We start from the raw sequence: 19659 nt of genomic DNA, 5'->3' as shown, positions 1-19659 counted from the left end.
ACTACATTTTAATTTTGAGAAATGCTAAAGCTGATAATCAATGGATTAGTGAAATTATACAGCTAAAAAATAACTAAAAATTTTTTTTGGCTATCAAACTTGGGTTAAAGAAGTAAAGCCCATGGAAAACAAGAAAAGCACGGAGGCTAAAGGGGACACCATCGTGAATAAGGAAGATTTTGCTGCCCTTTGGAAAAGCATCCGCCTGAAAGTGACGGACACTTACGATGTGCCGCCTGAAATCCTTTGGGTGAACGGCTCCACCATCGGGACGCTGGGCAACTTCAGCGCCTCCACAGGCAAGGCGAAAAGCAAGAAGACGTTCAACATCTCCGCCATCGTTGCAGCGGCACTGACCAATGACCAGGTGCTGCACTATTCGGCGTGCCTGCCTCCGGACAAACGGAAAATCCTTTATGTGGACACCGAACAGAGCAGGTACCATTGCCACAAGGTGATGGAACGCATCCTGCGGCTTGCCGGGCTGCCGACCGACCAAGACAGGGACGACTTTGTTTTCATCGTACTTCGGGAACAGACCCCTGACATGCGGAAGCGGATTATCGAGTATATGCTGGAGAACATGCCCGATGTGGGGCTGCTCATCATTGACGGCATCCGCGGCCTGATGTATGACATCAACAGCCCCAGCGAATCGACCGACCTGATAAACCTGCTCATGCGCTGGTCAAGCGGATACAACCTGCACATTCATACCGTGCTGCATCTGAACAAGGGGGATGACAATACGAGGGGACATATCGGCACGGAACTGAACAACAAGGCGGAAACCGTCCTGCAAATCACCAAGAGCACGCAGGACGGGAACATCAGCGAGGTAAAGGCGGCACATATACGCGACCGGGACTTCGAGCCTTTCGCCTTCCGCATCAACGACAGCGCATTGCCCGAAGTCGTGGACGGCTATGTATTCCAGCAGCCCAAGCAGGAAAAAAGTTTCCCGCTTACGGAACTGACTGAACAGCAGCACCGCACGGCGTTGGAAAACGGTTTCGGCAAGCGCACCGTGCAGGGCTATTCCAACGTCATACAGGCGTTGAAGCAGGGCTATGCAAGCATCGGCTACGAGCGGGGACGCAATGTCCTCGTGGCATTGAACACGTTCCTCGTGAACAAGCGTATGATTGTAAAGGAAGGAAAGGGATACCGTTACAATCCCGATTTTCACTACTAAAATAGGTTTGGTTTAGTTCGGACATATATATAAGGGGAACAGACTTCCCGTTTCCCGTCACTCCCGGCAATCAAGTCCGGTACAGTACGGGCGTATATATGAAGGTCTAAACCGGACTGGTACACTTCCCAATTATTCATCATCCACTAAAAAGTTTGCATTATGAACATTGAAGAAGCAAAGAAAATACCCATCACCGATTACCTGCACAGTCTGGGATATTCACCCGTCAAGCAGCAGGGAGCGAATCTATGGTACAAATCGCCACTGAGGGAGGAACATGAAGCATCCTTTAAAGTAAACACAGAACGGGAACAATGGTATGACTTCGGGGCTGGCAAAGGCGGCAACATCATCGCACTGGCACAGGAACTTTACTGTTCCGACCATCTGCCGTACCTCTTAAACCGGATAGCAGAGCAGGCACAGCATGTCCGCCCGGTCAGTTTTTCTTTTCGGCAGGTCTGATTGTCTGTGCCACGTCCCTGTTCCTGAATGTCCGTCTGGCTGAACGGATGGGGCAGTTGCAGGACAACGACATGAAATACCGTTATCTGCTGATGCAGGGACAAGCGGACGCCAATACCCTTGAAAGACTGGAGAATAAGTTCAAGTGGCAGCGGGACGAGCGTTTTATCCGCAACCTGACGGATTCGGTACTAGATTTTGAGGAACGTTGCCGCAGGCAGGCGGAAGCCTTGGAACGGGCAAAGCTGCTTAATGAGCAGGCTGAGCAGTTGAAAAAGGAAGCTGATAGGTTAGGAAATCAGTAAATAGCAAAAAACCGAGGTGAAGGATAAGTCCCATAACTTCGGCTTTTGAGTTTAATAGTTATACGTAATTCAAACAGACTATTTTTTTAGACAAGCCTTGACCATCGTCAAGGTTTATATGATATTTTTCACGAAAAAAGAAAAGTGAAATCTTATTGTTAAGATTTTATTTTATATTTGCGCCGCTTAAAAGGAAAACAAATATATGTAGAACAAAAAACTACTTTTTTTATGGCAAACTTATCAAAAGAAGGCAATATTCAACATAAACTTGGATTTGCCGGGTTACTCATCACATTGGGTATTGTTTTTGGTGACATTGGAACATCGCCACTCTATGTTATGAAAGCCATCATTCATACTGGAGAAGCTCTTGATGAAAATTATGTTTTAGGCGCATTGTCTTGTATCATATGGACGCTTACTCTTCAGACTACGGTGAAATATGTGCTGGTGGCTCTCCGTGCCGACAATAACGGGGAGGGTGGCATACTTGCGCTTTATGCCCTTTTACGCCGCCACAGAAGAAGGTGGATTTACATCATTGCCATTATCGGTGCGAGCACTTTGCTTGCTGATGGTATTATCACTCCAGCCATTACGGTCACAACTGCCATAGAAGGACTTGAAAGTATCAGTCCGCATCTGCCTGTGATTCCTATTACACTGACCATTATTACCATTATATTTTTCGTTCAGCGTTTTGGTACAGAAAATATAGGACGGTCATTTGGCATATTTATGCTACTTTGGTTCCTGCTTCTTGGAATCGCCGGAGCTATCAGTCTGACTTCCTATCCTCAAGTATTCAAGGCATTCAATCCTTACTATGCCATACGGTTATTAGTGGAATCCCCCCACTGGTTTCTGATATTGGGTGCCGTTTTCTTGTGTACCACTGGTGCAGAAGCCTTATACTCTGATTTAGGGCACTGTGGCAGACGAAATATTACGGTCAGTTGGATATTTGTAAAGGTGATGCTTATTCTAAATTATTTGGGGCAAGGAGCGTGGGTATTGCATCATCCGGAAAGTGCAGAAGGTACAGTGAACCCATTTTATTCAATCATGCCACAAGAAATACTGTTGTTTTCCATAGCAATGGCTACCGGGGCAGCTATTGTTGCGAGCCAAGCTCTAATAAGCGGTTCATTTTCCATATTGAGTGAAGCTATGAACTTGAATTTCTGGCCTCGTATGCGTATTAAGCACCCTACCAACGTAAAAGGTCAGTCATTTATTCCAATGGTAAACCTTGTAATGTATATTGGAGTAATATTTACTATATTGTTGTTTCGAGATTCCACCCACATGGAAGCCGCTTATGGACTTGCCATAACTATTACAATGTTGATGACAACATTGTTGTTGGGATTCTATTTGCATATGCATAACATTCCACGCATTCTATCAATACTGTTTGTCGGCGGATATTGTGTTATTGAAGGTATTTTCCTTGCTGCAAACCTGTCCAAATTTATGGTCGGAGGTTGGTTTACGCTGTTAATAGGTGGATTATTATGTTTTATCATGTTTGTATGGGTAAGTGCCAACAAAATTCGTCGAAAACATATGTCTTCCAAACGGTTAAGTGAATACTACAACATTATTTCTGATATTAAGGCGGACGAAAGCATATCCAAATATGCTTCTAATCTTGTCTATGTGAATCATGCAGACAAAGAAGGTTGTGTGGACGATAAATTGTTGTATTCCATAATTAATAAGCAGCCTAAACGGGCAGATCATTATTGGCTTATTAACCTTGAATTTGTGGATACACCAGACACACTTGAATATAATTGTTCCACATTAATAAAAGGGACATTGTTTAGTATAACCATGCGTATAGGTTTTCGTATAGAACCGCGAGTGAGCCTTTATTTACGACAAGTAGTTGATGACCTTGTTGCGGATGGTGAAGTAGAACTAACAAGCTCTTATCCTTCATTGCATAAGAATGGCATACCGGGTGATTTTCGCTTTATTATTATCCACCGGATATATTATCCTGAAGATTCCCGTAACCGCCGACAAAATTTGCTGATGAGCCTTTATGCCTTAATTAGAAAGATAGGCATTGGAGAACCGAGTGCGTTGGGGCTTGACACATCGGTTGTTGTTGTCGAGCGTGTACCGTTAATTATAGCTAATAGGGCAAAACATATTCGTCGTATAGAGCGGATTAAGCCTGAAAAATGCGATAATGATGCTAATATAGTCTTGGAAGAACAGAATGTATCATAAGTGACTTGCTATAATTATCGTCTGCATTTACGGTTTAGTTCTGTCTTTTGTATATACATCCAAACTAACCTAAACCTATTCTTGTTGGCAGTAATAAACGTGCTGGCGAAAAGAGAAAGAATGGCTTTCCTTCTTTTCGCCAGTAGTGTTTTTTATTGCTAATAGTTTGCAGTTGAAATGAACTTCTTAATTTCCTCTTCAGTGGGAAGTTCTATCATATACTTTTGCACGAAGATGTTCGGGTCTAATCCGGCAGTGGCGTATTTTACCAACGTGTCGCCCTTCTCGGTGCAAAGCAGGATGCCGACAGGCGGATTGTCGTCGGGTTGCATCACTTTCGCCTTGAAGTAGTTAAGATATAGGTTCAGTTGCGAAGCGTATTCGTTGCGGAACTTGTCTATCTTCAATTCCACGATGACATGGCATTTCAAAATGCGGTGGTAAAACACGAGGTCGGCAAAGAAATAATCCCCGTCTATCAGGATTCTCTTTTGGCGTGCTTCGAAGCAGAAGCCATGTCCCATTTCCAACAGGAAGCGTTGCAGGTTGTCCAGAATGGATTGCTCCAAGTCGTTTTCCGTTACCAAAGCACGGTCGTTCAATCCCAAGAACTCCAACGTAACGGGCGTGTTAATAATGTCTTTGGGCTGCAGCGGCATGGCTTGCCGTTGCACCAAAGCAGATAAGGCTTCTTTGTTTTTCGACAATCCGCTGCGCTCGTTCAGTCCTTTGACATTCAACCGCTGTTCCAGTTTCTTCAACAGTTGTTCGCCGTATGCGGCACGGTCTTCACCGTTTTGCTCAAACTCCACGATATAGCAGTCCATGAGCCAATTGCGGGCAGTCAGGGCGAGGTTTACAGCGTGTGCGGCTTGCGCCTGCAACGTGCTTTGCATCGTGCTGATATGTTTTACTAATGCTTCAAAGTCCATAATTGCAAAGGTAAGTCTTTTATGGTTAAAACTTTAATTCCGGCAGGCTGTTTATCGCCTCCTCTTTCAATTTATCCACCGCACGGGTGTATTTCTCCGTATGTTTCAGTCCGCTATGCCCGAGCAGGCTGGCAACCGTCTTGATGTTCGCCCCATTGTTGAGGATATTCACGGCGAATGAGTGACGGGCGCAATGGAACAGAACCCACAAAGCAGCCGTCAGCAAACAGGTAACAACAAAACGTAACCCGTTTGAAATGAGCGGTTTTTCATTATTCTGCCAAATGCCGGAAACGCAACGAAGTGCGGAACATTGAGCCATTTCAGTTACCAAGCCGTTAGCCGTCAGTTACCGAAGCAAGGACAGGTAACGCACGGAAAATGAAATTGTTGCAAGCCCGTGCCGATTGCGCCGATACGCACCGTTCTGCAAATCAATGGACGCTTACTCATAAGTTAATTTTGCGACAAAAACAGTAAGCGTATGAAAGTTGAAAAATTCAAGGTGCTGCTCTACCTGAAAAAGAGCGGAACGGACAAGTCGGGCAAAGCCCCGATAATGGGAAGGATAACGGTGAACCGTACGATGGCGCAGTTCGGATGCAAGCTGTCGTGCAAGCCGGAGTTGTGGAACGCAAGGGAAAGCCGTCTGGACGGCAAGAGCCGCGAGGCGGTGGAAACCAACGCGAAACTGGACAAGTTGCTGCTTGCGGTCAATGCGGCATTTGATACGTTGGTGGAGCGTAGGCAGGACTTTGACGCAACGGCGGTCAAGGACTTGTTCCAAGGCAGTATGGATACGCAGATGACCCTGCTGAGGATGACCGACCGCATCTGCGAGGACTTGAAAGCCCGTATAGGCATCGACCGTGCCAAAGGAACCTACCCCGGCTATTACTACATGAGAAGGACATTGGGCGAGTTCATCGAGTGGCAGTTCAAGACGAAGGACATCGCTTTCGGGCAGCTTTCCGAACAGTTCATCCACGATTACCAGAATTATGTCATGGACGTGAAAGGCTTGGCGGTGGATACCGTGCGCCACTATCTTGCTATCTTGAAAAAGGTATGCCGCATCGCCTACAAGGAGGGGTATGCGGAAAGATGCTTCTTTGCAAATTTCACCTTACCGCAAAAGACAGAGCGTACACCGAGGGCGTTGAGCCGTGAGGACTTCGAGAAAATCCGTGACGTGGAGATACCCGCATGGCGCACCACGCACATCCTTGTACGTGACCTTTTTCTGTTTGCCTGCTATACCGGCACTGCCTATGCGGATGCGGTGAGCGTCACCCGTGAGAACCTCTATACGGACGATGAGGGCAACCTGTGGCTTAAATACCGCCGCCAGAAGAACGAGCTTCGGGCGAGCGTGAAGCTGCTGCCGGAAGCCCTCGCCCTAATTGAGAAATACCATGATGACAACCGCCCGACGCTGTTCCCGATGGTATACCATCCGAACCTCCGCCGGCATATGAAATCCCTTGCCGTCCTCGCAGGGATAAGCAGCACCTTGTGCTACCATCAGGCACGCCACTCCTTCGCCTCGCTGATTACGCTGGAAGCCGGAGTGCCGATTGAAACCATCAGCCGGATGCTTGGTCACTCCGATATAACCACGCCCCAAGTCTATGCCCGTGTCACTCCGAAAAAGCTGTTTGAAGACATGGACAAATACATCGAGGCGACCAAAGACTTGAAACTTGTTCTCTAACTAATAAAAACATTACAACCATGCGCAGTACATTTTCCATATTACCGTACATCAACCGTAACAAGGTAAAGGCTGACGGCACGACCGCCGTCCTCTGCCGCATCACAATAGACGGCAAGAGTTCCACGATGGCGACGGGCATCTATTGCAGACCGGAGGACTGGAACAGCAGCAAGGGAACCATTCGCACCGTCCGCGAGAGCAACCGCTTGCAGGAGTTCAAGAAGTCCGTTGAACTTGCTTATGAGGATTCGTTAAAGAAACAGAACGTGGTGAGTGCCGAACTGCTCAAAAATGCGCTGGCAAGGAAAGCCGTCATACCCACCAAGCTGCTGCAGATGGGCGAAAGGGAGCGTGAACGGCTGCTTGCCCGTTCAAAGGAAATAAACTCCACGTCCACCTACCGCCATTCGGGATATTACCAGAAATACCTGAAAGACTATCTCACATCGTTGGGCAAGGAGGACATCGAGTTCAGCGACATTACGGAGGAGTTCGGCAGTTCCTACAAGGCTTTCATGAAGCGCAACAAGAATTTCAGCGCACAGCAAATCAACAAGTGCCTGTGCTGGCTGAGCAAGCTGGTGTACCTCGCCGTGGACTACGAGATACTCCGTGCCAGCCCGTTGGAGGACATGGAATACGAGAAGAAGCCCGCGCCGAGGCACAGGCACATCAGCCGTGCGGAACTGAAAGCCATCCTTGAAACACCCATGCTCGACCCGTTGCAGGAACTTGGGCGCAGGGCATTTTTGTTTTCAACGTTTACGGGATTGGCGTATGTGGACATCATGCTGCTCCATCCGCACCATATCGGCACGACGGCGGACGGCAGGCGTTACATCCGCATCAACCGCAAGAAGACCAACGTGGAGGCGTTCATCCCCCTGCACCCGATAGCGGAGCAGATACTCGACCTCTACAACACGACCGACGACACGAAGCCCGTGTTTCCGCTTCCAAGCCGTGACGAGATGTGGTTCGAGATACACGAGCTGGGCGTGGCGATAGGACGGAAAGAAAACTTGTCCTACCATCAAAGCCGCCATTCGTTCGGAACTTTCTTGATTTCGGAGGGCATACCCATCGAGAGCATTGCCAAGATGATGGGTCACTCAGGTATAAGGACTACCCAGCGGTACGCGGAGGTTACTGACAAGAAGATTTCAAAGGACATGGACAACCTGATGGCGGTCAGAATGATGTACGGAACGGGCAAATGGTACAAAAGACCAGAACTGCCAAAAGAAACAAACATTGATAATAAATAATATGAGGCATGACAATGGAACGGGGAATAATCACAATCACAGAAAACGGGGCGGTCACGATGCCGACCGCTCCCGTTTGGATGACACAACAGGAAATGTCCGATGCGTTCAATGTGTTCGGCTGCGACATCCGCAAGACTATACACACTATCTACAAAAACATGGAATTGTTGGAAAGCGAAACGAAGCGGTACATCAAACAGGACAACGGGATAAACTACGATGTTTACAGCCTTGAAATGGTGATAGCCGTTTCCTTCAAGTTAAGAGGTCGGGAGAGCATGGCTTTCAGACGGTTTATCATGGGCAGGCTGACCATGATAAACAGACAGCCCGTCAACCTTTTCTTTTCGCTCTCCCCGTCGCGTGGAAAGAGAGCGGGAAATTGAGCAGACCTCAGACGGCGTATAAGGCTATCTCTTACGCCGTTTGAGGGTAACACCGTTTTACAGGGGATTTCCGTCAGACTATCTGAACGCTTCCCGGTAATTGGCGGCAAGCATACTTTCGATGTCCGATTCCTTGTATAGAATCTTGCCGCCCAACTGGTAATAGGCGATTATGCCGTTGTTGCGGTAGTCCTGCAAGGTGCGTCGGCTCACTTTCAGCCGCGCCGACACCTCCCTGTCCGTCAGGAAACGTTCACCGCCCAATGTCGGACGACTGTTTGCCATGAAGTTCTCGATGCCGTCCAGCAGACGGTCAAGGCTGTCGCCGAACTCGGCGACAAGCGCATGGTTCTTGGTAATCATTTCACTCATTGTTACGTTGGATTTAGTGGTACATAATAATCAAACGGCTTTGTCTGCCAGCTTACCTTTAACGGGCTTGACGATGCGCAACACATCCTCCGATCGGTAAAACACCTTGTGGTTTATATGCGAATAGGCCAGCGTGCCGTTATCACGCAGCGTCTGTAAGGTGCGCGGACTGATGTTCAACTGTTGGCAGACCTCTTGGTTGTCCATCCAGCGGTTTAATGACTTGCCGCCTTGTTTGGCAAGAAGTTCGTTCACACGGTCTGAGAAACGGCTGAACTTCGCCGCCATTTCCTCAAACGCCTCTTTCTGAAAAATCAATACTTCCATTGTCGATACTGTTTTTAATGTTGATACTCGATTTTGGACGCAAAGTAAATGAGCATTACGCATCAAACGATGGGTTGGCACAATCGTGGCAGCTTGTGGCAGGGAGTGGCGTTATCCGCCGACCCCGTGACGGCTGTTCCAAGCGTCCGTGATGCAAAGGAAAGCGAAGTCCGGCACAATCCAACCGCTTCGCACCTGCGTGGCAGCATTTGGCATCGGTGTGGTAGCCTGTGGCGTTCATCAGGTTCAAATAAGCCTGCTAATAAACCTGAGCTTGATGTAGAATGAAGTATGACTTTATTTTATGGAATACGATTGACTTAAAGAAACAGGAGTATCCATTGGGGCAAAGTTTTTATGGGAGCAGGTTTGTATTTCGGGCATACCGAAACGGTTTGCTCCCCATGTTTTGGAAGACGCAAAATACCTAAAAATAGGTATTGCACGACAATTTCAAGCCTTATACCTTTGCAAAAAATTAAAATCAGACATTGTTCGTTATAAATGCAAGTGCTGAAAGAGGACATAAGGGGTCGGATATTGACGATTGCCAGACAGCAATTCGAGAAGAAAGGCTATTCCAAGACTTCCATGCGCGAAATAGCGGAATTGTCGAGTGTTGGTGTTGGGAATATCTATAACTACTTCACAAGCAAAGATGAATTATTCCGTGAAGTGGTCCGTCCTGTTTTGTGCGCTTTGGAAGCCATGCTGCAAGAACACCACGGCATACGGGGCGAAGATATTATGATGATGCGGTCGGAAAAATACCTGAAATCCTGCATTGACGAATATGTTTCGCTTATAGACAAACACCGTTCGCTAATGGAAATACTGTTGTTCCGTGCGCAAGGTTCTTCATTGGAACGCTTCCGTGAGAATTATACCGACCGTTCCACGGAATTGGTTAAGGCGTGGTTCGCGTCCATGCAGCGGAAACATCCCGAAATCAATACGGCTGTGTCCGATTTTATCATTCATTTGCATACGGTATGGATGTTCACGATGTTCGAGGAGCTATTGATGCATTCCGTACCCCGGCAAGAGATGGAGGCTATTTTGCACGATTATATCCTGTTTGAAATCCAAGGTTGGAGGGCTATTATCAAGATATGAGATACAGACAACGTACATACGAACATTCAACCGCATCAGAACGGTTGGTAAGGAGGAAATCTTCACGGAGGTTTCCTCCTTTTTTTATGAACAATTCTGAATATCGTTCACTATTAAACACTCCAAAAATATGAGACAGAAATACGAGTTTAAGAGTATTGTAGCGGAAACATTGCTTATTCCGCTATACATGAGAGCCAAAGAAAGTCGCCGGAATAATCCCATTCTATATGACAAGGCTGCGGAATGGCTGGCGGACAGTTTGGAATACGATTATTCCCAGTTCGACGGGGCAAAGTTGAGCGAAGTGGGATGTGTGGTGCGTGGATGGTATTTTGACTGCGCTGTGCGCCGATTTATTAAAGCACATTCGCATCCGGTCGTGGTCAATGTGGGATGTGGACTGGATACCCGTTTCCAGCGTATCGGAAGTCAGAAAGCAGTCTTTTATGATTTGGATTTGCCTGAGGTCATTGCTCTACGCCGGGAATTGATACCCGAACAGCCGGACAATGTCTATATTGAAGCGTCTTTGTTGGAGACCGACTGGATGGATGACCTGCGCCGGAAGCACCCCGAAGCAGAATTTATCTTCATCGTGGAGGGGGTACTGATGTACTTCTACGAGAAGCAAGTAAAATCCTTCCTGCATCACGTGGCAAGCCGTTTCGGGGGAGGTGAATTGTGGTTTGACGTGTGCGGCACGATAATGAGCCGACATGGTGTGAAGCCCGATTCGCTCCGCAAACACGAGGCTCAAATCCGTTCCGGCATAAGCAACGGGTATGTGGTGGAACAATGGGAACCGTCTTTAAAGCTCATTGAACAGGCTAACTATATGAAGTTCTTCCGTTCACGCTGGGGATTCTTCTTTGGGCAGATATTGGGGCGCATCCCTTGGCTTTGCTACAAATTCAGTTCATTGCTCGGATATAAAATCATTTCAAAATAGCGTAATAACAATGGAGAAATCAAAAAAGAAAGAAGGCTTGTCCCGTCTGTTCGAGATAGCGGGACAAAGGAAAGGTCTACTTATATTAGCAGGTCTGCTGTCGGCTGGCAGCGCGGTGTGTATGCTTGTGCCTTATTGGGCAGTTTATGAAATTTTGAAAGAGTTGCTGTCGAATGGCTCCAATCTTTCCGCTTTGGACGGAACGGACATGATGCGTTGGGGATGGATTGCATTTGGAGGGCTTGTTGGCGGATTGATATTGCTCTATGCCGCCCTGATGTCCTCACATGTGGCTGCATTCCGTATCTTGTATGGGTTGCGTGTCCGTCTGTCTGAACATATCGGCAAACTGCCTTTGGGATATTTGAACAATACCTCTACGGGAGCCATCAAGAAAACAATGGACCAGAATATCGAGAAAATAGAGGGCTTCATCGCCCATACCATTCCGGATTTGGTCAATGTAGTGGCTACGGTGGCGGTCATGCTGGTCATCTTTTTCTCATTGGATGTATGGCTGACGGTGGTCTGCCTGGCGGTCGTGGTGCTCAGCCTTTTCCTCCAATTCTCCAACTTCATGGGTAAAAGGGCAAGAGAGTTCATGTCCATCTATTACGATGCGCAGGAAAAGATGAGCGCATCTGCCGTGCAGTATGTACGGGGAATGCCCGTAGTCAAGATTTTCGGGCAGAGCGTCCGTTCGTTCCGTCAGTTCAATGCCGAGATTCAGGCGTACAAGACATTCGCCTTGAAATGCTGTGACACCTACCAGAACGGAATGATTGCCTTTACCGTCTTGCTCAATTCGATGGTGACGTTTATTCTTCCTGTTGGCATCCTGCTGATGCAAGCCAGTCCGCAATCCTTGTCATTGGCGGTAGTATGGCTGTTCTTCATTATCATGGGGCCGGGTATGGCTTCTCCCGTTTATAAACTGACATTCTTGGGAGGCAACACGCGCGACATCGATGAAGGTGTAAACCGTATCGACCGCATACTTGAAAAGAAATCTGTGCCGGAGCCGGAACATCCGCAAGTGCCTGCCGCCTACGATGTGGAATTCCGACATGTGTCATTCTCTTACGAAAACACGGAACAGGGCACACGGACGGAAGCCCTGCGTGATGTCAGCTTCAAAGCTCCACAAGGAAAGATAACCGCCCTTGTCGGTCCTTCAGGAAGCGGAAAATCAACGGTTGCCAACCTAATACCCCGGTTCTGGGATGTGGAGCAAGGGGAAATTTGTATAGGAGGCATTGACATTCGTCAGATAGATACGGCAAAACTGATGGACATGGTTTCATTTGTATTTCAAGACACTTTCCTTTTTTACGACACATTATATGAGAACATTGCCGTAGGTTCTCCAGATGCTACAAAAGAAAAGGTAATAGCCGCTGCGAAAGCTGCCCAATGCCACGATTTCATAGAGCGTTTGCCGCAAGGCTACGAAACAAGGATAGGCGATAAAGGTGTATTCCTGTCCGGCGGTGAAGCCCAACGGATATGTGTAGCTCGTGCCATATTGAAGAATGCTCCGATACTGGTGTTGGACGAAGCCACTGCCTTCGCTGACCCTGAAAACGAGCATAAAATGCAGATGGCTTTGCAGTCACTGATAAAGGACAAGACGGTCATTGTGATTGCCCATCGCCTTTCTTCCATCATCTCCGCACATCAGATTGTCGTCATGAAAGAAGGAAGCATTGTGCAATGCGGAAGGCATGAACAATTATCCGTGACGGAGGGTGTATATAAAAATATGTGGGATGCCTATACGAGCGCATACCATTGGACATTGAACAAAAACTAAAAGCAATATGAGAAAGAAGAATTTCTTAAACAAGGTCTTGCAAAACACAAGTTGTCCGCAAGGATTTTGGGGACGGATGATTTTGCGAGGAATGAATTGTTTTCATGCATCTTTAGCTAATCGTGGCATGAAGCAAGTGGAATGGCAGCCGAATTGGAATGTTCTTGATATAGGCTGTGGCGGTGGTGCGAATTTGAAACGTTTATTGAATTTATGTCCGAAAGGAAATATCTACGGCATAGACCTGTCAGAAGAAAGTGTTTCATTCGCCCAAAAGTACAACGAAAAAGACTTGAATAAAAGATGTTTCATACAACAAGGGAATGTTTGTTCATTACCTTATGAGGATGGATTCTTTAATGCTATCACGGCTTTTGAAACGGTCTATTTCTGGTCGCCTGTAAACATAGCGTTGTCTGAAGTGGCGCGTGTTCTCCGAGAAGGAGGTTGTTTCCTTATTAGTCTGGAAGCGAGCGACCCCGAACTTGGAAAAATGTGGACGGAACGGATAGACGGTATGGTTGTCTATACTCCGGCAGAATTGGAAGAACGGTTGCATGAAGTCGGATTTTCATCCATCAGAACAATCCGTAAAAAGGAAGAAATACATATTATAGCATATAAATAAAATAAGATATGAATGCAATAAAGAATATTACAATAGGTCACACGGAAAGACTTTACAAGCCGGTGGGTTACACCATGCTTGCCAACTTAGTGAATATAGTACCGTTTTGTCTTTCTATAGAAGCGATACGTATCATTTTCAGTGCATTTGACAGGAGCGGACAGCCGCTTGACACGACCCGCATGTGGTGGATATTCGGCATTATGGCTGTTTATATGCTGGTCATGGCTTTGGCAGAACGGGCATCCTACCGAGCCAATTTTAGAGGAGCATACGAAATGAGTGCTTCCGGGCGTTTGTCGCTGGCGGAGCACTTGCGGAAACTATCGTTGGGCTTTTTGTCGAAACGTGATCCGGGTGATTTGTCGTCTATGCTTGTTACGGACTTCATGATGGCAGAAACCGGAATTTCGCACCACCTGCCCCAACTTATGGGTGCCATAGTCATGCCCGTACTGGCTTTTGTTTCGCTTGTATGGATAGATTGGAGGATGGCGGTCAGTATGTTTGCCGCCTTGCCGCTTGCCTTGCTCGTCCTGTGGGCAAGCACAAAGGCACAGCGGAAGTTAAGCGGCAGGCAAATTCAAGCGAAAATCAATGCAGGGAACCGGTTGGAAGAATACTTGCAGGGTATTCGTGTAATGAAAGCGTACAATCTGATAGGTGACCGCTTTGTCAGGTTGCGCGATGCTTTTGCGGAACTTCGCCGTGCTTGCATCCGTCAGGAGGCCTTGTTAGGCCCATTCGTCTTGTTGAGCATCACTTTAGTACGTGCCGGGCTGACAATGATGGTGCTATGTGGAACTTACCTTCTGTTGGGAGGGCAACTTTCAATCCTTGTATTCGTGCTGTTCCTTGTAGTCGGTTCTCGTGTGTTCGACCCGCTGACTTCCGCACTGACAAACTTTACCGAGTTCCGCTATTTTTCCATTGCCGGTGGACGCATCCTTTCCTTGATGAACGAGCCGGAGATGAAAGGAGAACGGCAATCCCCGGCAGCGGGCGATATCCGGTTTGAACACGTATCGTTTGCCTATCAAGACAAGGAAGTGTTGCATGATATAAACATTACGCTCCCGAAAAACTCCTTGACGGCTCTTGTCGGACCTTCGGGAAGCGGGAAAAGTACGGTGATGAAGCTTTGCGCCCGTTTCTACGACCCACAGAAAGGATGTATCTTTTTCAATGGTGTTCCGATGAATGAGATAAATCCAGAAAGTCTGATGAGCCACATCTCTATGGTATTTCAGGATGTCTATCTGTTTCAGGACACCATACGCAATAATATCCGCTTTGGTAAAACGGATGCGACGGAAGAAGAAATTATAGCCGCAGCTAAAAAAGCCTGTTGCCATGATTTCATCATGCGGTTGCCCAAAGGATATGACACCTTGGTAGGCGAAGGCGGGTGCACCCTTTCGGGCGGAGAAAAGCAACGCATATCCATAGCCCGTGCCATGCTGAAAGACGCACAAATCATCCTGCTTGACGAAGCGACCGCCTCACTTGACCCCGAAAATGAAGTGGAAGTACAGAAAGCCATAGACACACTCATCAAAGGGCGTACTGTCATCGCCATTGCCCACAGACTTAAAACTATTAAGGGCGCAGACCAAATTATCGTGTTGGATAACGGACGGATAAGGGAAAAAGGTACGCATGAAACATTGATGCAGGCCGATGGGTTGTATGCCCAACTATGGAATATTCAGGAACAAATTTCAGGTTGGAAACTGTAAAAACGGTATAAAAATCAATAGGATGCCTGTTTTTATAGAGCAGGCATCTTTAAAATGATAGATTCTTAAATGAATTTACGGTATAAAGTGTTAGTAGGATATTTTATCTTAATTGTACTTATCGGCTTTATGGCATCAATGTACAGATAGCCTGTTACAAGCATTGAAGTTCCATTGTGCAGCATATGTGTATCCAGCGCAGATAGACACTCTTCGCTCTCTACTGGCAAACAAGGAAGAACATCTGCGGCACATCATGTCGGTATTTGAGCGGCAGGAAGAAGCCGACAGCCTTTTAGTGAATCTCTTGCCAGAAGTAGCTAAACGTGCTACCCGTTTACAGAAAAAGCCCCTGCAAACGCATTGTGGCTTGTAGGGGCTTGCAGGGGCTAATCCTAAATCTTACCCAACGAATCAAAGCTCGCCCGGCTTCTTATCCTCCTTTTTCGCCCGCGTAGTGCGTGCTTTTGAGATAGCTTTCTGACGCTCAATCATTGCGTTCACGTGGTCGATGAAAGTAGCATATTCCGCATCACCATTTATCATTGCCAACGCATTGACGGTATCAACCAATGAACGGTAAGCTGCTTCTGCGGCGGTGCGGGTTTCCTTCACGATACCCACCTGACGGGCAGCGTCGGCTTCCGTGCGCTGGGCGGCTGCAGCGAGGAAGGCATCTTCTTTCGTCTTCAAATCGGTAATCCATACATCGAGATTCAACGCGGTGCGCTTGCTTGAATCAAGAGCTTCCAAGTCCTGCAACAGATTGTGTAATACACCGCTTTCCTCGGTCTGCGCCAGCTTCGTGGGGTCGCCATACTTGTCGAACAATGATTTCGCTTCGGCGGCATTGGCGGCTACTTCGGCGGTCGGATGGGCGCACATCGCCGTCACATAATTGTTCGCACCACGCCAAGATGCGTCACGGGCGTCATCCGTCGCGGTCGCCGTGGCGGTGGCGGGATTCGTGGAGGATGCCTTCAACGCATCGTCGAAAGCATCGACAGCGGTGGTGAAATCGTTAACCTTTGCCTCCAACACGGGATTCGTAGCGGACAGCTGGCTTATCTCGCTTGGGGTTCCTGTCTCCTCGCCGATAGGCAGGTTCGCCGTTTCCGCCACGACCTGTTTCTGATAACCGAACGACTCCTCGGTGCGAAGTTGCTTGATGTTTAATGTGAGAATCTTTTTCATATCCGTGATATTTTAGAATTTCTGTAACAAATGTAGCTAAATCTTTCCGGCGAGCCAAGTTCAGAGCGGGGAAAGTTCCAATCCGTCCCGATTTTGCCTTTCCCCAGCGGGGAAAGTGCTTATCCTGCAGGATTGGCATCGTCCCCGCCGGGGAAAGCGGTTATCCTGACGGATTAGGGCTGTCCCCGCAGGGAAAAGTGGTTATCCGGCAGGATTTGTGTTGTCCCCGCTGGGGAGGGCGGTTGTCGGAGCGGATTGGAGGTGTCGACTGAAATAATTTATCTCACTTTCAGATAGAGGTCTTTGTTCGGCTTGCCGTGCTCGTTGAGAGAATAGTGCAGCACGAAATTGCAGCGGTGCATAAATTCGGCTCCGATATAGTTGGCGTTTACCACGCGACTGTTCACTACCTCACAAGAATCAACCCGTGTTCCGGCAACCGTGACGGGAATCTTGAAAACGGTGAGCGTATCGGTCAATTTCCCTCCGTGCTGTTTGATTTTTTCTTCGTAAGGAAAGTACGTTTTCAGCCGGTCTGCAAGTGCGTTGTTTATCTCCAATACTCCTGTATAACCCAAATCGAGCGTAAAGCGTATTTCTTCATTCAATCCATTCATATAAACCGGAATGGAATCCTCGCGTAATCCTTGAGGGAGATAGGTCATTCCTGCGGTCTCCTTTGCCAGCAGGTCTTTGTTATTGGAATGGAAAAGCGTCATCGTGCCCGCTTCCGTGTCGAATTTCCACGTGCCAATAGCCAACATTTCCGTTCCGAACACGCCTTCATCTATCACATCATATATCACGTTATCTTTGCGAATGCCGTTGAACATCGGTTCTTGGATGCTTGCCTCACCAAAAGCAATAGAAGTGAATGTGTATAACTTAGGAGTATGTTCCTCTTGATACGCATTGGCGCTTGTCATCGGCAGATCCCCCCAGTATTCGCCGCCATAGGCTTGGATGGAATCTTCGCGCATAAGGCTTGTCGCTTGCGTGTCGATACGGAGCGGAACTTTGTGCGTGCCGTTGAGGGTACAATCAATCAGAAACCAACCCTCTTTGCTGTACTGAATCGGATATTGATAGCACGCGTTTTCCGGCAGGGCTGAACGGTATGCAAGCGTATGCGAACTATAACGGATGAAAGGATAAGCAAACCAAGCGGCTCCGGCAGCAATCAAGACTATCACTATCGCTGCGATAATCAAATTACGTTTTGTCTTTTTCTTCATTTCATTTTCTGTTAAATGTTAGTTTTCGGGTGGCGAAGATAACGAAAAGTAAGGAAAGGGGCAAGGTTGTCGCCGAGAAAATACATACGATGAGCAAACGGTACAGACCCATAGGCGGCAACAAGGAAAAGACTGCTGACGTGCGCATCATAGCCGCCACCAACGAGGATATGCAGTCAGCAGTAGCCGAAAAGCGTTTCCGTCAGGACTTGTTTCATCGGATTAAGGAATACACGTTGCACATACCGCCGTTGCGTGAGTGCCGTGAGGACATCATGCCGCTTGCGGAGTTCTTCCGTGAACTTGCAAACAAGGAGTTCGGCAAGCAAGTGAAAGGCTTTAATGCGGAAGCAAGGAAACGGATGCTCGTTCATCCGTGGGCTGGCAACGTAAGGGAGCTGAAAGGTACGGTGCGCTCGGCGGTGCTGTTCACCGACGGGGATTGGGTTACGGCTGAAAACTGGAGTTCGAGGAAAGTCAGTTATCTGGTGAAGCGTCATTATCCCTGAAAAACGTGGAAATAGAAAAGAAGCAGATAATCCGTGCTTTGGAGCAAGCGAATGGCAATCGCTCTTTGGCTGCCGAACTGCTCGGCATCGGGCGCACCACGCTGTACGACAAAATGAAAAAGTATAATATCAGACACAAGGAATAAGACATGATTACCGCAGGTCAGGAACAGGTTGCCCTACTTCGGAGGAGCAACCGCAGCAAGGCTTTCGGGGAGTAACCCGTAAGGTTTTGAGTAACTCAAAACATACCTTGCTGCTGCCACTTTTCGGCAGTAACCGAAAAGCCTTCGGGTAACTCGAAGGACACCTTGCTGTGCTTTTGAGAGCACAAGAAATCCGTCAATAAACGGATTTGAACAAGTGTTGTAATTTCGGCTTTCAAAGCATCGTTTCCCGATGCCCAAACTGCCCAAAAGAAGAAAGGGAATGAGGGCAGTGTGCAAGCCTGCACTTTATTGAGCTTACAGAGAACAAAGCCGGATTTTCATCCATCTGAGAAACAGACAATAGTGTCAATTCGATGTCGATATGTGCCAATCACAGCCAAAACAGACATTAGACCAATAAGGAAATGCTATTTTGGGCAAATACAGCCTCGCTTGTTTACAAGCTCAGCGAACCAATGGTTTGCTAAAACAATGAAGAACAGAACCCGACAACCAAGAAAGTAATTCAATGCAGATAGGAAGCAACATAGTTTCAATGATATGCTGGTTTGCTGTCGTGTTGTTGTGCAGGTTTACAACAGCGAAACTTCAAATAAAGGTATCAGCAATGGATTGTGGCTTTAGAGAGGTGGAGTTTGAATGATATAAATCGGTGGTACAATACATCCGTCTATCAACGTAGTAATGAAGCAACAAAGGAATGGTGCAATAAACAAAAGCGTATAGGCATGGCATACACACACTGGCCTGCAAGCATGACCGCGCTCCAACCTGCCTGCCGTCCTGCTTGCCTGCCGACCGGTCTGCCGGCACGCCTGCCTGTCGGCACACAGACAGGCAAACCTACCAACGGGCTATTCGCAAACGGGCAGGCTCAAATATAATGTAGAAACGGTATGGAATTAAAAGCAGGACAGTACTACTGATTTTCATCACCAAGATGTGCAACAAATATACAATAATGATAAGATGTTTGATTTTCTCTATTTTTCAGAGGAATAGCTTTGGTTATAAGGAAGAAAAACATTATTTTTGCAAATGAGAAAAGCGTTCTTTTGATTGATGCAGAACATTGCAGAATAG

The 19659-nt window shown here is 47.4% G+C and carries 18 protein-coding genes and 3 pseudogenes; 15 read left to right on the top strand and 6 right to left on the bottom strand.

The annotated features are described in order from the left end of the window. The first annotated feature begins 121 nt into the window (after nt 1-121). The 4 genes and pseudogenes from H6A27_RS02010 to H6A27_RS01995 all read left to right on the top strand — a co-directional run bounded on the left by H6A27_RS02010 (nt 122) and on the right by H6A27_RS01995 (nt 4215). A complete protein-coding gene (locus H6A27_RS02010; protein ID WP_204507481.1) occupies nt 122-1195 on the top strand; it encodes an AAA family ATPase in 1074 nt (357 codons plus the stop codon). Between the two features lie 162 nt (nt 1196-1357). Further along, nucleotides 1358-1651, top strand: a pseudogene (locus tag H6A27_RS02005) (CHC2 zinc finger domain-containing protein); the annotation flags it as partial. After that, nucleotides 1633-1968, top strand: a pseudogene (locus tag H6A27_RS02000) (hypothetical protein); the annotation flags it as partial. The pseudogenes H6A27_RS02005 and H6A27_RS02000, both read left to right, overlap by 19 nt. A 231-nt stretch (nt 1969-2199) precedes the next feature. Next, nucleotides 2200-4215: a KUP/HAK/KT family potassium transporter gene (locus H6A27_RS01995; RefSeq protein WP_018710110.1), complete on the top strand. Its 2016-nt coding sequence runs from the start codon at nt 2200-2202 to the stop codon at nt 4213-4215. Nucleotides 4216-4373: 158 nt separating this feature from the next. Here H6A27_RS01995 and H6A27_RS01990 read toward each other — a convergent pair whose 3' ends face one another. Together H6A27_RS01990 and H6A27_RS01985 are read right to left on the bottom strand one after the other, a co-directional pair. Further along, complete coding sequence (locus tag H6A27_RS01990) at nt 4374-5147, bottom strand: PDDEXK nuclease domain-containing protein (RefSeq protein ID WP_204507480.1); 774 nt, start codon at nt 5145-5147, stop codon at nt 4374-4376. A gap of 25 nt (nt 5148-5172) precedes the next feature. Next, nucleotides 5173-5352 (bottom strand): annotated as a pseudogene (locus H6A27_RS01985) (tyrosine-type recombinase/integrase); the annotation flags it as partial. 279 nt (nt 5353-5631) lie between these two features. On the opposite strand from H6A27_RS01985, the gene H6A27_RS01980 reads away from it, so the two are divergent. Genes H6A27_RS01980 through H6A27_RS01970 form a run of 3 tightly spaced genes read left to right on the top strand, consistent with a single transcriptional unit; the run spans nt 5632 to nt 8521 of the window. Further along, nucleotides 5632-6861, top strand: coding sequence for a site-specific integrase (locus tag H6A27_RS01980; RefSeq protein WP_204507479.1), 1230 nt, complete (start codon nt 5632-5634; stop codon nt 6859-6861). 20 nt (nt 6862-6881) lie between these two features. After that, nucleotides 6882-8132 (top strand): site-specific integrase, encoded by a 1251-nt coding sequence (locus tag H6A27_RS01975; RefSeq protein ID WP_204507478.1) that lies wholly within the window; start codon nt 6882-6884, stop codon nt 8130-8132. A 14-nt stretch (nt 8133-8146) separates the two neighbouring features. Beyond that, nucleotides 8147-8521 carry a virulence RhuM family protein gene (locus H6A27_RS01970; RefSeq protein ID WP_204507484.1) on the top strand — a complete coding sequence of 125 codons (375 nt, stop codon included), beginning with the start codon at nt 8147-8149 and terminating at the stop codon, nt 8519-8521. A gap of 78 nt (nt 8522-8599) precedes the next feature. On the opposite strand, the gene H6A27_RS01965 is transcribed toward H6A27_RS01970, so the two are convergent. Both H6A27_RS01965 and H6A27_RS01960 read right to left on the bottom strand, forming a co-directional pair. Continuing rightward, nucleotides 8600-8893, bottom strand: a complete 294-nt coding sequence (locus H6A27_RS01965; RefSeq protein WP_204404250.1) for a helix-turn-helix domain-containing protein — start codon at nt 8891-8893, stop codon at nt 8600-8602. A gap of 30 nt (nt 8894-8923) precedes the next feature. Beyond that, nucleotides 8924-9220 carry a helix-turn-helix domain-containing protein gene (locus H6A27_RS01960; RefSeq protein WP_204507477.1) on the bottom strand — a complete coding sequence of 99 codons (297 nt, stop codon included), beginning with the start codon at nt 9218-9220 and terminating at the stop codon, nt 8924-8926. A gap of 504 nt (nt 9221-9724) precedes the next feature. Between H6A27_RS01960 and H6A27_RS01955 the strand changes: the two genes are divergently transcribed. The 5 genes from H6A27_RS01955 (at nt 9725) to H6A27_RS01935 (ending at nt 15468) form a co-directional block, all read left to right on the top strand. Continuing rightward, nucleotides 9725-10336 carry a TetR/AcrR family transcriptional regulator gene (locus tag H6A27_RS01955; protein ID WP_141427651.1) on the top strand — a complete coding sequence of 204 codons (612 nt, stop codon included), beginning with the start codon at nt 9725-9727 and terminating at the stop codon, nt 10334-10336. Nucleotides 10337-10466: 130 nt separating this feature from the next. Continuing rightward, on the top strand, nt 10467-11288 hold the full coding sequence (locus H6A27_RS01950; RefSeq protein WP_204507476.1) for a class I SAM-dependent methyltransferase: 822 nt from the start codon (nt 10467-10469) through the stop codon (nt 11286-11288). 10 nt (nt 11289-11298) lie between these two features. Further along, a complete protein-coding gene (locus H6A27_RS01945; protein WP_204507475.1) occupies nt 11299-13101 on the top strand; it encodes an ABC transporter ATP-binding protein in 1803 nt (600 codons plus the stop codon). A gap of 7 nt (nt 13102-13108) precedes the next feature. Continuing rightward, the gene (locus H6A27_RS01940) at nt 13109-13729 is read left to right on the top strand and encodes a class I SAM-dependent methyltransferase (protein WP_122120994.1); all 621 of its coding nucleotides are present in this window, start codon (nt 13109-13111) and stop codon (nt 13727-13729) included. Nucleotides 13730-13737: 8 nt separating this feature from the next. Then, the gene (locus H6A27_RS01935) at nt 13738-15468 is read left to right on the top strand and encodes an ABC transporter ATP-binding protein (RefSeq protein WP_204507474.1); all 1731 of its coding nucleotides are present in this window, start codon (nt 13738-13740) and stop codon (nt 15466-15468) included. Between the two features lie 414 nt (nt 15469-15882). Here the strand turns inward: H6A27_RS01935 and H6A27_RS01930 are convergent, their stop codons facing one another. Continuing rightward, a complete protein-coding gene (locus H6A27_RS01930) occupies nt 15883-16662 on the bottom strand; it encodes a DUF6261 family protein (RefSeq protein WP_204507473.1) in 780 nt (259 codons plus the stop codon). 278 nt (nt 16663-16940) lie between these two features. After that, nucleotides 16941-17897 (bottom strand): hypothetical protein, encoded by a 957-nt coding sequence (locus H6A27_RS01925; protein WP_204507472.1) that lies wholly within the window; start codon nt 17895-17897, stop codon nt 16941-16943. A 29-nt stretch (nt 17898-17926) separates the two neighbouring features. Here H6A27_RS01925 and H6A27_RS01920 point away from each other — a divergent pair, with 29 nt between their 5' ends. The 3 genes from H6A27_RS01920 (at nt 17927) to H6A27_RS01915 (ending at nt 19460) form a co-directional block, all read left to right on the top strand. Beyond that, nucleotides 17927-18406, top strand: coding sequence for an AAA-type ATPase lid domain-containing protein (locus tag H6A27_RS01920; RefSeq protein ID WP_338083590.1), 480 nt, complete (start codon nt 17927-17929; stop codon nt 18404-18406). 5 nt (nt 18407-18411) lie between these two features. Beyond that, nucleotides 18412-18552 carry a helix-turn-helix domain-containing protein gene (locus H6A27_RS15090; RefSeq protein ID WP_289540518.1) on the top strand — a complete coding sequence of 47 codons (141 nt, stop codon included), beginning with the start codon at nt 18412-18414 and terminating at the stop codon, nt 18550-18552. A gap of 752 nt (nt 18553-19304) precedes the next feature. Continuing rightward, a complete protein-coding gene (locus tag H6A27_RS01915; RefSeq protein ID WP_204507471.1) occupies nt 19305-19460 on the top strand; it encodes a hypothetical protein in 156 nt (51 codons plus the stop codon). Nucleotides 19461-19659: the final 199 nt, after the last annotated feature.

It is taken from the genome of Bacteroides caecigallinarum (genome assembly GCF_016902295.1).
In the GTDB taxonomy this organism is placed as follows: Bacteria; Bacteroidota; Bacteroidia; order Bacteroidales; family Bacteroidaceae; genus Phocaeicola; species Phocaeicola caecigallinarum_A.
This window is presented reverse-complemented; position numbering and strand designations above follow the sequence as displayed.